This is a genomic window from Actinoplanes sp. NBC_00393 (assembly GCF_036053395.1).
Taxonomy (GTDB): domain Bacteria; phylum Actinomycetota; class Actinomycetes; order Mycobacteriales; family Micromonosporaceae; genus Actinoplanes.
The window spans coordinates 7,131,331-7,145,169 of record NZ_CP107942.1 but is presented as its reverse complement, the minus strand read 5'-3'; the positions used below and the strand labels follow the sequence as shown (position 1 = coordinate 7,145,169).

17 protein-coding genes are annotated in these 13,839 nt (G+C 69.9%); 11 read left to right on the top strand and 6 right to left on the bottom strand.

Annotated features, from left to right (window positions below; genetic code table 11):
• On the bottom strand, nucleotides 1-384 hold the full coding sequence (locus tag OHA21_RS33015; protein ID WP_328461618.1) for a hypothetical protein: 384 nt from the start codon (nucleotides 382-384) through the stop codon (nucleotides 1-3).
• 162 nt (nucleotides 385-546) lie between these two features.
• On the opposite strand from OHA21_RS33015, the gene OHA21_RS33010 reads away from it, so the two are divergent.
• Nucleotides 547-1,629, top strand: a complete 1,083-nt coding sequence (locus OHA21_RS33010) for a D-alanine--D-alanine ligase family protein (RefSeq protein WP_328461616.1) — start codon at nucleotides 547-549, stop codon at nucleotides 1,627-1,629.
• Between the two features lie 6 nt (nucleotides 1,630-1,635).
• Here OHA21_RS33010 and OHA21_RS33005 read toward each other — a convergent pair whose 3' ends face one another.
• Nucleotides 1,636-2,265, bottom strand: a complete 630-nt coding sequence (locus tag OHA21_RS33005) for a DUF3515 domain-containing protein (protein ID WP_328461614.1) — start codon at nucleotides 2,263-2,265, stop codon at nucleotides 1,636-1,638.
• 1 nt (nucleotide 2,266) lies between these two features.
• Nucleotides 2,267-2,500 (bottom strand): Lrp/AsnC ligand binding domain-containing protein, encoded by a 234-nt coding sequence (locus OHA21_RS33000; RefSeq protein WP_196413799.1) that lies wholly within the window; start codon nucleotides 2,498-2,500, stop codon nucleotides 2,267-2,269.
• A gap of 97 nt (nucleotides 2,501-2,597) precedes the next feature.
• Between OHA21_RS33000 and OHA21_RS32995 the strand changes: the two genes are divergently transcribed.
• Nucleotides 2,598-3,539, top strand: coding sequence for a thiamine-phosphate kinase (locus tag OHA21_RS32995; protein WP_328461605.1), 942 nt, complete (start codon nucleotides 2,598-2,600; stop codon nucleotides 3,537-3,539).
• 16 nt (nucleotides 3,540-3,555) lie between these two features.
• Nucleotides 3,556-4,014, top strand: a complete 459-nt coding sequence (locus OHA21_RS32990) for a GNAT family N-acetyltransferase (RefSeq protein WP_328461603.1) — start codon at nucleotides 3,556-3,558, stop codon at nucleotides 4,012-4,014.
• A 439-nt stretch (nucleotides 4,015-4,453) separates the two neighbouring features.
• Here the strand turns inward: OHA21_RS32990 and OHA21_RS32985 are convergent, their stop codons facing one another.
• Complete coding sequence (locus OHA21_RS32985) at nucleotides 4,454-5,026, bottom strand: hypothetical protein (RefSeq protein ID WP_328461601.1); 573 nt, start codon at nucleotides 5,024-5,026, stop codon at nucleotides 4,454-4,456.
• 458 nt (nucleotides 5,027-5,484) lie between these two features.
• Nucleotides 5,485-5,676, bottom strand: coding sequence for a 50S ribosomal protein L28 (gene rpmB, locus OHA21_RS32980; RefSeq protein ID WP_026207002.1), 192 nt, complete (start codon nucleotides 5,674-5,676; stop codon nucleotides 5,485-5,487).
• Between the two features lie 176 nt (nucleotides 5,677-5,852).
• On the opposite strand from rpmB, the gene OHA21_RS32975 reads away from it, so the two are divergent.
• The 3 genes from OHA21_RS32975 to OHA21_RS32965 are packed head-to-tail and all read left to right on the top strand — an operon-like array spanning nucleotide 5,853 to nucleotide 10,098.
• Nucleotides 5,853-7,571, top strand: a complete 1,719-nt coding sequence (locus tag OHA21_RS32975; protein ID WP_328461599.1) for a DAK2 domain-containing protein — start codon at nucleotides 5,853-5,855, stop codon at nucleotides 7,569-7,571.
• Complete coding sequence (gene recG, locus OHA21_RS32970) at nucleotides 7,568-9,742, top strand: ATP-dependent DNA helicase RecG (RefSeq protein WP_328461598.1); 2,175 nt, start codon at nucleotides 7,568-7,570, stop codon at nucleotides 9,740-9,742. The genes OHA21_RS32975 and recG overlap by 4 nt, the downstream gene beginning before the upstream one ends.
• 2 nt (nucleotides 9,743-9,744) lie before the next feature.
• Nucleotides 9,745-10,098 (top strand): DUF952 domain-containing protein, encoded by a 354-nt coding sequence (locus OHA21_RS32965; protein ID WP_328461596.1) that lies wholly within the window; start codon nucleotides 9,745-9,747, stop codon nucleotides 10,096-10,098.
• Between the two features lie 29 nt (nucleotides 10,099-10,127).
• Here the strand turns inward: OHA21_RS32965 and OHA21_RS32960 are convergent, their stop codons facing one another.
• Nucleotides 10,128-11,048: an LPXTG cell wall anchor domain-containing protein gene (locus OHA21_RS32960; RefSeq protein WP_328461594.1), complete on the bottom strand. Its 921-nt coding sequence runs from the start codon at nucleotides 11,046-11,048 to the stop codon at nucleotides 10,128-10,130.
• A gap of 280 nt (nucleotides 11,049-11,328) precedes the next feature.
• On the opposite strand from OHA21_RS32960, the gene rsmD reads away from it, so the two are divergent.
• The 5 genes from rsmD to rpmF all read left to right on the top strand — a co-directional run bounded on the left by rsmD (nucleotide 11,329) and on the right by rpmF (nucleotide 13,835).
• A complete protein-coding gene (rsmD, locus tag OHA21_RS32955) occupies nucleotides 11,329-11,892 on the top strand; it encodes a 16S rRNA (guanine(966)-N(2))-methyltransferase RsmD (protein ID WP_328461592.1) in 564 nt (187 codons plus the stop codon).
• On the top strand, nucleotides 11,889-12,368 hold the full coding sequence (gene coaD, locus OHA21_RS32950) for a pantetheine-phosphate adenylyltransferase (RefSeq protein WP_328461590.1): 480 nt from the start codon (nucleotides 11,889-11,891) through the stop codon (nucleotides 12,366-12,368). The genes rsmD and coaD overlap by 4 nt, the downstream gene beginning before the upstream one ends.
• Before the next feature lie 94 nt (nucleotides 12,369-12,462).
• A complete protein-coding gene (locus OHA21_RS32945; protein WP_328461588.1) occupies nucleotides 12,463-12,960 on the top strand; it encodes a hypothetical protein in 498 nt (165 codons plus the stop codon).
• 132 nt (nucleotides 12,961-13,092) lie between these two features.
• A complete protein-coding gene (locus tag OHA21_RS32940; RefSeq protein WP_328461586.1) occupies nucleotides 13,093-13,656 on the top strand; it encodes a YceD family protein in 564 nt (187 codons plus the stop codon).
• A 5-nt stretch (nucleotides 13,657-13,661) separates the two neighbouring features.
• Complete coding sequence (gene rpmF / locus OHA21_RS32935) at nucleotides 13,662-13,835, top strand: 50S ribosomal protein L32 (protein ID WP_127543102.1); 174 nt, start codon at nucleotides 13,662-13,664, stop codon at nucleotides 13,833-13,835.
• The last annotated feature ends 4 nt before the right edge of the window (nucleotides 13,836-13,839 follow it).

The window sequence follows — 13,839 nt, the reverse complement described above, 5'->3', positions numbered from 1 at the left end:
TCACGCCGAGACGAAGTCGTGCAGCCAGTCCTGGGGGACGTCCGTGCCGGGCTCGCCGCCGATCCGGCGTAAGGCCTCGCCCGGCCGGATGCCCAGCAGCGTCAGCGTCATGACGGACAGCAGGGTGGTCCGGCCGATGTCGCCGGACGACTGGGTGACCACGAAGCGGCCGGCGCGGACCTCCCGGGCCAGACGGGTGGCGAGGGCGACCATCTGACTGGCCTCCTCGCGCAGAGCGTCGTCGGTGGCCGGCGGAAGCGGCACCAACTCCATCCCGGCGGTCTCCGGGCCCGGCTCCGCGGTGGACACCAGGACCTGTACGCCGGCGCGGGCGAGCGCGCCCAGTTCCTGCGCCGACCAGGGCTCGTCACGTGGGTGTGCCATCGTCGCCAACTGGCCCGGACCCGGACCCGCGATCACGTGGAGTGCTGGCGCCATGAACTGTTCGTCTCCCCTGCCCTGCGGAGCCCGCCGCGGATCCCATATCTGGCTTACGCAGAGTAGGGTCACCCCCGGCATGACCGCTAGCGAGAGGCGCGGAGAAGAGTGACGACCCCCCGGAAGACTCGGGTTGCGATCGTGTTCGGTGGTCGCAGCACTGAGCACGCCATTTCCTGCGTGAGCGCGGGCGCGATCCTCGGTGCGCTCGACCCTGACCAGTACGAAGCGGTCCCGGTCGGAATCACCCGGGAGGGTCGCTGGGTCCTCGCCGCGGGTGACCCCGCTCAGCTCGCCATCGCCGGCACCCGGCTGCCCGAGATCACCGCGTCGTCCGGCAACTCGCTGGTCCTCGCGGCGGGGGAGCTTCTCGTCCGCGACCCGGCCGAGGGCATGCAGGAGCTGGCCGGTGTGGACGTCGTCTTCCCGGTGCTGCACGGCGCGTACGGCGAGGACGGCACCATCCAGGGAATGCTGGAGATGGCCGGGATCCCGTACGTGGGGGCGAACGTCTTCGCCTCGGCGGCGGCCATGGACAAGGAGTTCACCAAGAAGCTCGCGGCGGCCGACGGCATCCCGGTCGGGCCGTACGCGGTGCTGCGCGCCGGGGTCTCACTCTCCGAGGCCGACAAGGAGCGGCTCGGCCTGCCGGTCTTCGTGAAGCCGTCCCGGGCCGGCTCGTCCACCGGCATCACCAAGGTCACCGACTGGGCCGACCTGGACGCGGCGATCGCCACGGCCCGCGCCATCGACCCGAAGGTGCTGGTCGAGGCGGCCATCGTGGGCCGCGAGATCGAGTGCGGCGTGCTCGAGGGGGAGAACGGCGGCGGGCCCCAGGCTTCGCTGCTGGCCGAGATCCACGTCGACGACGCCGACTGGTACGACTTCGAGACGAAATACCTGGTCGGCAGCCGGTACACGATCCCGGCCGACTTGCCCGACGAGGTTACTCGCCGCGTTCGCGACCTTGCCCTGCAGACTTTCACTGCATTGGACTGCGCCGGCCTGGCCCGCGTCGACTTCTTCGTGACGGCCGACGGCGAGATCTTCCTCAACGAGATCAACACGATGCCGGGCATGACGCCGACCTCGATGTTCCCGCAGATGTGGGCGGCCACCGGCCTGGAGTACCCGAAGGTCGTGGACCGGCTGATCCGTACCGCGCTGAACCGCGGCACGGGCCTGCACTAGTTTCCGCTAGACCTGGCAGCCGCTCGGCAGGCCCTCGGTCTTCGACTTGACGGTCTTCACCACCGTGTCGGAGAACTCGTTGGCCCACTGAGCCGGATTCTCGTACACCGACGGCACGGTCACCTGCACCGGGACCTCACGGTCCATCGTGGTGAAGGTGGCCGCCTCGGCGCCGGGTTTCGCGTACCAGCAGACCCTGTTCATGATCAGCAGCTCGGTGTCCAGCGGCACGCAGCCCGGAGCCATCTTCTCCAGGGACTCACACATGATCGGCTGCGGAACGCCACAGGCGACGGTGAGCGGGGGCTCGCCGTACGCCGCGTTCTGCTCCGGTCCGGCGCTCACCTGGCGGGCCGGCAGATCACGCACCTTCAGCGGCAGCTGACTCGTCACGGCGAGGCAGACCTGGGCGCTGCGCTCGTCGAGTTTCGGCGCCGCCATCTCCACCGCGGCGCTGGGCATCGCCGTGGGCACTTTGTCCGCCGTTTCGGACTTCTCCGGCTGAAGAGCCAGAAAAGAGATGACACCCACGAGCAAAGTCACCGGTACGGCCACCGCGGTCGCCCAGAGTGCGGCGACCTTCTTCGTGCCGTCCGGTTCCTGTGGCTCTGTCTTCGGGGTGTCGAGATTCACCATGTCAGAGGTTTACCACGGAGCAGGTCAGGGTCCGCGTGATGCCCGGTACGTACTGGACCTTGCTCACAATCAGCCCGCCGAGTTCGTCGACGGTGTGTGCCTCGGTCAGCACCACGACGTCATACGGCCCGGTCACAGCGTCGACCCGGACCACCCCCGAAATCTTCTCGATCGCTGCGGCCACGTCACGGGCCTTACCGACCTCGGTTTGAATGAGGATGTATGCCTGGACCACGATCGACTCCAATCCGCCACCGTCGGTGATCCCCGGAAAGTGAAACTACCGTACGAAGCCGCTCCGCAGCGGCACGCCACCATCGAAGGACTTAGAAGTGAGCATCGCAGAGGCCGGTGAATTCGGTTTGATCGGCCGAATCGTCTCCCGGCTCGGCTCCGGCCCGGCTACCCTGCTCGGCCCCGGCGACGACGCCGCCGTGGTCCGCGCCGCCGACGGGCGGGTGGTGGCCTCCACCGACGTCCTCGTCGAAGGGCGGCACTTCCGCCGGGACTGGTGCGGCCCCGCCGACATCGGGCACCGGGCCGCCGCGGCCAACCTCGCCGACATCGCCGCCATGGGCGCCACCCCGACGGCGCTGCTGGTCGCCCTCTGCATCCCGCCCGGCACCGACGCGGCCTGGGCCGAAGGGCTCGCCGACGGGCTCAGCGACGAGGCCGCCTCGGTCGGGGCCTCGGTGGTCGGCGGCGACATGTCGTCCAGTCCCACGCTGACCATCGCGGTCACCGCACTGGGAGACCTGGGTGGCGCGGCGCCGGTCCGGCGCGACGGGGCTCAGCCGGGCGACATACTCGCGCTTTCCGGCCGGATCGGGTACGCGGCAGCCGGCCTCACGGTGCTGTCGCGGGGATTCCGGACGCCGAAACTGCTGGTCGAGGCGTACCGGCGACCGGCCGTTCGCTACGCCGCCGGCCCGGAAGCGGCCCGGCTCGGCGCCACCTCGCTGATCGACGTCTCGGACGGGCTGCTCCAGGACCTCGGGCACGTCGCGGCCGCCAGCGTGGTCGCGATCGACGTGCGCAGCGACGCCTTCGAAGTACCGGACCAGATGCGGGACGCGGCCAACGCGCTCGGCGTCGACCCGTACCAGTGGATCCTCTCCGGCGGCGACGACCACCCGCTGGCCGCGACGTTCCCGCCGGACACCGAGCTGCCCGACACCTGGCAGGTGATCGGCAGCGTGCACGACGGCACCGGCGTCACCGTCGACCGCAAACCGTGGACCGGTGGGGGCCTGGGCTGGGATCACTTCCGCTGAGATCTAGGCTCTCGGCGTGCTTTCGTACCAGATCGAGCAGGCCGACTTCGCCAGCCCCGCAGTACAGACCCTGGTCGCCGAGAACATGGCCGACCTCTCCGCCCGCTACGGCGGAACCGGCGACGACACCCCCATCTCGGCGGCCGACTTCACCCCGCCCCGCGGCGCCTTCCTGGTAGCGGTGGCCGGCTCCCAGCTGATCGCCAGCGCTGGTTGGCGCCGCCACGGCACCGACGCCGAACTGAAGCGCATGTTCACCACAGCCACCGCCCGCGGCCGAGGCGTGGCCCGCCGCATGCTGGCCGCCGTCGAGGACTCAGCGCGCTCGGCCGGCTGCAAACGGCTCATCCTGGAAACCGGCGACCGCCAGCCGGAGGCCATCGCCCTGTACGAAAGCGCCGGCTACACCCGCATCGAGGACTTCGGCTTCTACGCGGGCCACGAGGGCGTCCTCTCCTACGCCAAGCCCCTCTAGCCACCCGCCCACCTCCCCACCCACGGCCTCACCCCGCCGCCACCGCACTCCGCCGCACCGCGCCACCGTGCCGCCGCGCTCGCGTCCCAGCGTGACGATCTTGGGTGATTTTCCACTCTGGAGTGTGGTCGCGTGCCCAAGATCTTCTCCGGCCTTCCCCACCTGCGCGATCATGGGCGATTTACCACTCCGGAGTGTGGCTACCGTCCCAAGATCGCGGGGAGGGGAGCCGGGCACAGCTCGACGGCGCCTTGACGGCTGGAGGAGGCGGGTGGCGGGTGCCTCGGCGAGGGCGGCTGGATTGGCCCGGTGGGGAAAGCGCCTCGCCGAGCGTCGGCTGGATTGGCCGGGTGGAGGAAGCGCCTCGGCGTCGGCTGGACTGGCCGGGTGGGGAAAGCGCTTCACCGAGCGGGCTGGATTGGTGGGTGTGGGAAGTGCCTCACCGAGGGATGCAGGGCGGCCCGCAACTGGGTGAGGACCTCGGCCGGCTGGTGGCGGATCGCCCAGGCCGGAATCTGAGTAGTCGCTCGCCCGGTAGCCACAGGCTGTTCTGCCGGGCCATGTCGGCCCACCACTGCCGTACGTCGACGTGATAGCTGCCGTCGATCTCCACGTGGACGCCGTGCTCCGGGAAATAGGCGTCGAGGTAGTTCTGTCGTCCACGGCTGTCCCGCCGCGAGTGCTGCAGTTGCGGTTCAGGCAGGCCGACGGTGCGGCACAGCCGGAGGAACTCTGCTTCCGGCAGCGAGTGCACGCCCCCGGACGCGTCGGCAATCGTCTCGGCGACCACAGCGCGATGCCGGAGCCGCGGCATCGTCGCCAGCACCGGGACATTGTCGCCGGCGCAGACGAGGCGCTGCTGGAAGCCGGCCATGATGATCGCTGCGGCACGGCGTTCGGGACGCTGCCACTGGGCGGCGTCGAGGAGCGACCGGGCCGGGCTGGTCGCGGGCGGACGGCCGAGCAGATTCAGATCGGAATGGGTTAACAACACCGTGCGATGGACGATCACGCCGTCCGGGGGTCGCTTCGGCGTCAACGGTGCCGGCACCAGTACGTAAATGGCGCTCGTGGGAATCCTCGGAGCCCGGCTGCCTCCAGCGCCGAAAGTCCGCCGAGGTAGGCGGGCTGCCCGACGGCGGTGCCCAGCACGGCGATCCAGCGGCGCTCTTCCGTACCGATCGGGCCGGTGTGGGTGACGTAGATCCCGCTGCCAGCGTCCGGAACCCACTCGGTGCTCGAGCCGCCGGCGGGTGAGATGGCGGAGGGCCTGGGCCCGGCTGATCACGCCGTTCTGCGGTTGGAGCAGGTCCAGCAGCTGAGGATCGTCGTCCGGCACGGCGAGAATCCTGACCGACCGGACAGGCCGCGCGCCCGTTGCCTGTGGATAACCCGCTTCAGGCTGTGGACAGCAATCAGCCGCCGGACCTCGGGGGTCCGGCGGCTGATCGGTGGAACAGAACGCTCAGGTCAGGCGCGGACGACCTTGCCGGCCTTGATGCACGAGGTGCAGACCTTGAGCTTCTTGGTGGTCCCGCCACCGGCCGGGGTGCGCACCGACTGGATGTTCGGGTTCCAGCGGCGGTTGGTCCGCCGGTGCGAGTGGGACACGTTGTGGCCGAAGCCCGGTCCCTTGCCACAGACGTCGCACACGCTAGCCACGGGATACTCCTGGGTTTGATACGAAAACTGACCTGTTACCAGAAAACTGGAGGCGCCCAGGGAAGCATCGCCCAGGCAACCCGGCAAGGTTACCCGATGCCAGGGCGGGACAGCCAATCGCCCCCGCTCAGGGTGCGTACCCCGCTTTTGTCGGGGGTCGTTAGTACGATTTTCGCGTGCTGGAGACCCTGGACGCCGCTGCGGTCCGCCGCTGGTGCGGTGGTGGGCTCGACGCGCTGCGTGCGCACCAGCGCGAGATCGACGAGCTGAATGTCTATCCGGTGCCCGACGGGGACACCGGCACCAACCTCGTCCTCACCCTGACCGCCGCCCACGAGGCGCTCGTGCAGGAGCCGCTGGAGCACGATGCGCTGGGGCAGGGGCCCGAGACGCCGCCCGCGACGACCACGGCGGTCGGCCGGCTGATGCGGCGGATGGCGCGCGGTGCGCTGCTGGGCGCGCGGGGCAATTCCGGGGTGATCGTGTCGCAGATTCTGCGCGGCATGGCCGACACCTTCGCGAGCGCCGTCGCGGTCCGTGGCAGCGAGTTGGCCCGCGCGTTGCGCACGGCGACGGACGCGGCCTATGCGGCGGTCGCCCGCCCGGTCGAGGGCACCGTGCTCTCCGTGGTCGCGGCCGCAGCCGAGGGCGCCGGCCGGATCAGGTCCGACAACCTGCTGGCAGTGGCGCGCGCGGCCGCCAGGGCCGCCGCAGAGGCCCTGGACCGGACGCCGCAGCAGCTCCCCGTCCTCGCCCGCGCCGGCGTGGTCGACGCCGGCGGCCGCGGCCTCTGCCTCCTGCTGGACGCCCTGGTCGAGGCCGTCGCCGAGACCGACGCCCCAGCCGGGCAGAACGGATCGGGCGGCAGCCGAGCTGAGCAGAACGGATCGGGCGGCGGCCTGAAGAGCACCGGAACACGGCCTTCGGCGCTGTGGCCCGCCGGGGACGCCCATGCCCACGCCCATGCCCACGAAGGCGAGCAAGATGAGAACGGCTGCTCCGGCATGGGCTTCGAGGTGCAGTACCTGCTCGACGCCACCCCAGAAACCGTCAGCGAGCTACGCCGCACCCTCGACGCCCTGGGGGATTCGCTGGTCATCGTGGGCACCGGCGACGGCGACCCCCCGACCTGGAACGTCCACGTCCACGTGACCGAGATCGGTCCCGCCATCGAGGCCGGGATTGCCGCCGGTCGGCCGTACCAGATCCGGGTCACCCAGCTGGAGGAGCGCCGAGCCGGCGCCGGCGTGCGGGCCGCCGTGGTGGTTGCCGCCGGCGAAGGGCTGACCGCGCTCTTCGAGGCCGAGGGCGCCATCGTCGTCGACCGCAATCCCTCCACCGCCGAGCTGCTCGCCGCCGTCCACGCCACCGGCGCCGACTGTGTGGTGCTGCTGCCCAACGACGCCAACACGCACGCCGTGGCCAGTTCTGCAGCGCGCGAGGCAGCCGCCGCCGGCGTGCAGGTGAGTGTCGTCCCCACCCGCTCCCCGGTGCAGGCCCTGGCCGCCCTGGCCGTGCGGGATCCGCAGCGCCCGTTCGCCGACGACGTGATCGCGATGGCCGAGGCTGCCGGCGCCTGCCGGTACGGGGAGGTTTGCACCGCCCGGCGCGACGCCCTGACGGTGGCCGGCCCGTGCCGCGAGGGCGATCTTCTCGGCCTGGTCGACGGCGAGGTGCACGTCATCGGCGACGACCTGACCGACGTGAGCCACCGCCTGCTGGACCGGATGCTCGGCGGCGGTGGCGAGCTGGTCACCCTGGTGCTCGGCGCGGACGCCCCACCCGATCTGGAGACCGTTCTGCGCGGCCACGTGCACCGGACCTGGCCGTTCATCGAGTTGGAGTGCTACGCCGGCGGCCAGCCGCGGTACCACCTCCTGGCAGGAGTCGAATGACCACGACCGACACCCCGCTGACCAAGGTGCTCGGCGCGAAAACCGCCAAGGCCCTCGAGACCCACCTCGACCTGCACACCGCGGGTGACCTGATCTACCACTTCCCCCGGCGCTACGACGAGCGCGGCGAGCACACCGATCTGCGCCGGCTGGAGGTCGACGAGCAGGTCACCGTGCTGGCCCAGGTGCAGGGCATCAATGTGAAGCCGATGCGGGCCCGCCGCGGCAACATGCTCGAGGTGACCATCGGCGATGGGTCGGGTGCGACGCTGACCTGCACGTTCTTCAATCAGGCGTGGCGCGAGCGGGAGCTGCGCAAGGGCGTGTGGGGGCTGTTCGCCGGCAAGGTCTCCGACTTCCGCGGCAAGCGGCAGCTGAACAATCCGGCCTATCAGCTGCTCAGCGCCGATGCCACGCAGGACGACGCGGCCGCGGAGATCGAGGAGTTCGCCGGCGCGCTGATCCCGGTGTATTCGGCCGCGCAGGCCGTGCCGACCTGGGTGATCGCCAAGTGCGTGCGGACCCTGCTGGACACGTTCGAGCCACCGGCCGACCCGCTGCCTGCCGAGACCCGGGCGAAACGGAACCTGGTCGGCATCGGGACAGCCCTGCGCGAGATCCACCGGCCGAGTTCCGAGGAGGCTCTGTACCGGGCGAAGTACCGGCTGAAATGGGATGAGGCGTTCGCCGTACAGCTGACGCTTGTTCAACGCCGGGCGCGTGCGGCCGCGGCGCCCGGCACCGCGCGGCCGCGTGCCGAGGCCGGGTTGCTGGCGAAATTCGACGCCGGGCTGCCCTATGAGCTGACCGAGGGCCAGCGCGAGGTGGGCGAGGAGATCGCGGCCGATCTGGCCCGGCCGCATCCCATGCACCGGCTGCTGCAGGGCGAGGTGGGTTCCGGAAAGACCCTGGTTTCGGTACGCGCGATGCTCCAGGTCGTCGACGCCGGTGGGCAGGCCGCTCTGCTGGCCCCGACCGAGGTCCTGGCCACTCAGCACTACCGGGGGATCAGTGCGCAGCTGGGCGCGCTGGGCCGGGCCGGCGAGCTGGACGGTGATCCGGCGGGCACGCAGCTCACCCTGGTCACCGGCTCGCTGGGGGCGGCGGCCCGGCGTGCGGCGCTGGCCAAGGTCGCCGACGGGACAGCGGGCATCGTGGTGGGCACGCACGCTCTGCTGTACGAGGGTGTCGACTTCCGCGATCTCGGGCTGGTCGTGGTGGACGAGCAGCACCGGTTCGGTGTGGAGCAGCGGGACGCGTTGCGCGCGAAGGCCGCCCGACCACCGCACGTGCTGGTGATGACGGCGACGCCGATCCCGCGCACGGTTGCGATGACGGTCTACGGCGACCTGGAGACGTCCGTTCTGTCGCAGTTGCCGCGTGGCCGGTCGCCGATCGCCTCGCACGTCGTGCCCGCGCTGGAGAAGCCGGCATACCTGGACCGCGCGTGGAAGCGGATCCGCGAGGAGGTGCAGGCCGGCCACCAGGCGTACGTGGTGTGCCCGCGGATCGGCGATGACGAGGAGTCCCCACCCAAGGACGACGAGCCGGCCCGCCGCCCGCCGCTGGCCGTCACCGAGGTCCTGCCGCTGCTGCAGCACGAGTATCTGAAGGGGCTGCGGATCGCCATGCTGCACGGCAAGATGCCGGCGGACGAGAAGGACGCGGTGATGCGCACGTTCGCGGCCGGCGACCTGGACGTGCTGGTGGCGACCACGGTGATCGAGGTCGGCGTGGACGTGCCGAACTCCACCGTCATGCTGATCATGGATGCCGACCGGTTCGGGGTGTCCCAGCTGCACCAGCTGCGCGGCCGGGTGGGCCGGGGTTCGGCGGCCGGGATCTGCCTGCTGCACACCGAGTCGGCCGAGGGTTCCGCGGCCCGCGAGCGACTGGACGCGGTGGCCTCCACGACGGACGGTTTCAAGCTCTCCGAGATCGACCTGGAGCAGCGCCGGGAGGGCGACGTGCTGGGCGCCTCGCAGTCCGGCAAGCATTCGCATCTGCGGCTGTTGTCGCTGCTCCGCGACGAGAAGCTGATCAAGGAAGCCCGGGCCGAGGCGTCCGAGCTGATCGGCGACGACCCCGACCTCTCCCGTCATCCCGCTCTGGCCGCCTCGGTGGCCGCGCTGGTCGACGAGGAACGCGCCGAGTATTTGGAGAAGGGTTGATCATGCATATCTGCCCACGCGATGCGTGGGCCGAGGCGACCGACGCCGGGGTGTACGAGGGGGACACGCTCGCCACCGAGGGGTTCATCCACTGTTCCCCGACGGACTGGGTGCACGTCCCGGCGACGCTGCGGTTCCGCGGGCGGACCGATCTGCTCCTGCTGGAGATCGACGAGGCGCGCCTGGACGTGCCGGTGGTCTGGGAGGACGGCAGCCCGCCGGAGCCGGACGGCCGGCAGTTCCCGCACATCTACGGCCGCCTGCCGGTGACCGCGGTGGTGGCGGCGCACGAGTTCCCACCGCAGGCCGACGGCTCGTTCGCCCCCTGGGATGCGGAAGGGCGCGCCGACCGCTGACCGGTCGGCGCGCCCTTTCAGTACATCTGTCAGGCGGTGAACTTCACCTTGCGGCGACGCGCCACGAAGAACAGCGCACCACCGGCGACGAGCAGGGCCGCGGCACCGCCGGCGACGCCGCCCGCGGCCGCGCCGGTGACCGGCAGGCCGCCGCCGTTGCCGTCCTCACAGTCGGCCGGCTGCTCGTAGTCGAGGGTCAGCGTCTCGGAGTAGGTCTCGCCGTCCTCGGTCGCCGAGACGGTGACGTCGACGGAGAAGCCCTCGGTCGCGCTGAAGGTCTCGCTCTTCGACTCGCCCGGCGCGATGCTGACGTCGCGCTCCTCGCCCTTGCTGGTCTTGTAGTGCAGGTCGATCGTGATGCCGTTCTCGGGGATGCTCAGCCCGAACGTCATGGTGTCGCAGGTGAGCTCGAAGATCGGCTCCGCGTCACCCGGGATCTCCTCGGCGGGAGTGCTGGGGGACTGGCTGGGGGCCGGCGACGCCGAGGTGCTCGGCGACGGGCTCGGCTGCGACTCCTTCTTGCAGGTGCCGTCGAAGTTCTCGGTGTTGGAGGCCTCGACCGGGTGCTTGTTGTCGAACAGCACCTTGACGCTCAGCCGCGCGAAGTTCTTGTCGCCGGCGACGCGCTGCTGGGCCTTGATGTCCTCGTTGGTCGAGTACTTGAAGTCCTCGGTCACCGTGTACTCGGGCAGCGTCGTGGCCTTGACCGGGAAGCCGACCTCGGACTTGACCTCGGTGAAGCGGAACTTCTCCACGCCGTCCGGGGCGTTGCCCTTGACGGTCCAGTCGACGACCCATTCGCCGGTGGCCTTGTCGCAGTAGGAGGCCTTGCCGATGACGGCGTCGGTGGCGTAGGCGGGCGATGCCGCAACGGCGACGCCGGCCAGGCCGAGCACCGCGCCGGCGGCCAGACCGGCCAGACGGCGGAGCGGGGATTGGGACAGGTTCACGCCAACTCCTGAAGGGGGGTACGGGGGCGTGAGGAAGCGGACGGTGATCCCGGTCAAAGGATCGACAACCGTGACGACGCCTCCCCACGTCGCAACGCTGCCCGACCCTAGCCAGTTCGCAAGGTCAAAGAAACGTCTCAGCCGCCGCTAAGGCTCTTGATACCAATCTGAGATCTTCGCTGTACCGAACGGAACGGTACCGTTGCGCGTCGTGCCCGTGACGAGGGAATTGTTCACGCGAAGGTGGCTTGACGCAGGTGGTGAAGTAGCGTCGGCTGTGATGACGAGGATTATCGCGGGTGCGCACGGCGGACGGCGTCTGTCCGCACCGGCCGGTGCGCACACGAGGCCCACATCGGATCGCGTACGCGAGGCGTTCTTCAGCTCACTGGAGACGATGACGGATTTGTCCGGCGCCCGATTCGCAGACCTTTACGCCGGATCCGGAGCGGTCGGCCTGGAGGCGCTGTCCCGGGGTGCGGACCACGCGCTGCTGGTCGAATCGGACGCCAAGGCGGCGCGGATCATCCGGGACAACATCGTGACGCTGCGTGTCGGCCCGGCAACCCGTCTGGTCACCGGAAAAGTGCTGCCCACCCTCGCCGACCCGCCCACCGGCGGACCGTACGACGTGGTCTTCGCCGACCCGCCGTACGCGCTCGGCGCCGACGAGATCGACACCGTGCAGGAGGAGCTCGTGGCCAACGGCTGGCTGGCGCCGGACGCCGTGGTGATTTTCGAGCGGTCCACCCGCTCCGGACCGCTGAGCTGGGTGGACGGTCTCTCGGGGGAACGCGCCCGCCGTTACGGCGAGACCACTCTTTGGTACGGTCGCCGATCATGAGACGAGCGGTGTGTCCTGGCTCCTTCGACCCGGTCACCAACGGGCACCTCGACATCATCGGACGGGCCAGCCGGCTCTTCGACGAGGTGATCATCGGAGTTCTGATCAACCAGTCGAAGGTGGGGCTCTTCACCATCGAGGAGCGCATCGAGATGCTGGGCGAGGCCACCGCCCAGTACGAGAACGTGCGCGTAGCGGCCTTCCACGGCCTGCTCGTGGACTTCTGCCGGGACCAGGGCGCGGCCGTCGTGGTCAAGGGCCTGCGCGCGGTCAGCGACTTCGACTACGAGTTGCAGATGGCGCAGATGAACATCGGCCTGTCCGGTGTGGAGACCCTCTTCATGCCGACCAATCCGCTCTACTCGTTCCTCTCGTCGAGCCTGGTCAAAGACGTGGTCAAGTGGGGCGGCGACGCGTCCGCGTACCTGCCCGACCCGGTGCTCGAACGTCTGGTCGGCCGTCTCAAGCAGAACTAGCCTCACCGGCGCGCCGAAACCTGGTGCGGCGGTTACGCAGTAACGTGATCGCACCACGCTGAGTGGAGCGAGAGGGACAAGGAGTGAGGCGCCGGTGGATCCGCTCGACGGCATCGACGAGATCATCGACCTCGTGCACGAGTCGCGTTCCGTGCCGATGTCGCGGACGAACGTGATGATCGACCGGGACCACCTGATCGAGAAACTCGAGATCCTCCGCTCCGACCTGCCGTCGGAGTTGCGCAAGGCGGCTGCCGTGCTGGAGGAGCGCGACCGGATCATCGAGGCCGGCCGCCGGGAGGCGGACCGGATCATCAGCGAGGGTGAGACCGAGCACGCCCGGCTCGTCTCGGTGAACGAAATCACTGTCTCCGCCGAGCACGAGGGCGCCCGGATCATCGCCGAGGCCCGGACCGAGGCGCAGCGGCTGCGCGAGGAGGTCGACGACTACGTCGACACCGCCCTGGCCAACTTCGAGCAGTTCCTGACCCGTGCGCTGGCCTCGATCGAGCGCGGGCGGGACAAGATGCACGCGCTCCGAGAGATCGGGACCTTCCAGGGCGAGGACGCTGAGCGGCCGTTGCCGTTCTGAGCCAACCCGGACATAAGGGTGTTTTTCTTCCGTTTTAGGGCGGTGGCGGGGTGGTTGGATGGGCCGATTCGACGATGTCCGCCAAGCTCAGGTAATGTTTTCCGTCGGCCTACCTATGGCTGAGAGTTCACTATGCCAAAGTCACCGCAGAGTCACCTGGACCCCAGGCAGCCGCTGGTCGTCGACACGACGAAACTCCCCCGGCAGCCTGGTGCGACGCGTGCCCTGAATCGGGTGGTGCCGGCGCCGGCGGACCTCGGTCTGGAACTGATCTCGGTCCCCGAGGGATCCGACCTCGAGCTCGATCTGAGCCTGACGTCGGTCTCCGAGGGGGTGTATGTCAGCGGCACCGTGCGCGGCTCGCTCAGCGGCGAGTGCGGGCGTTGCCTCAACGAGATCGGCAAGTCCTTCGAGGTCCGAATCGCGGAGCTGTACGCCTACGAGGACAGCACCACCGAGGAGACCACGGACGAGGACGAGGTCGGCCGGATGCAGGGCGACCTGATCGACCTGGAGCCGGCGGTACGGGACGCGGTGGTGCTGACCCTGCCGACCAATCCGCTCTGCCGGCCGGACTGCCCAGGGTTGTGCCCCGACTGCGGGGTGCACTTCGACGACCTGCCGGCTGATCACAGCCACGAGGACGTCGATCCCCGCTGGGCCGCTTTGCGCAATCTGACACAAAACGAGGAGTAGGAACCGTGGCCGTCCCCAAGCGCAAGATGTCGCGCAGCAACACCCGCTCGCGCCGGGCGAACTGGAAGGCGACTGCGGTAGTCACCGCGGCGTGCCCTCAGTGCAAGTCGCCGAAGCTGCCGCACGCCGCCTGCTCGGTCTGCGGTACCTACAACGGCCGTCAGGTCCTCGAGGTCTGACGTC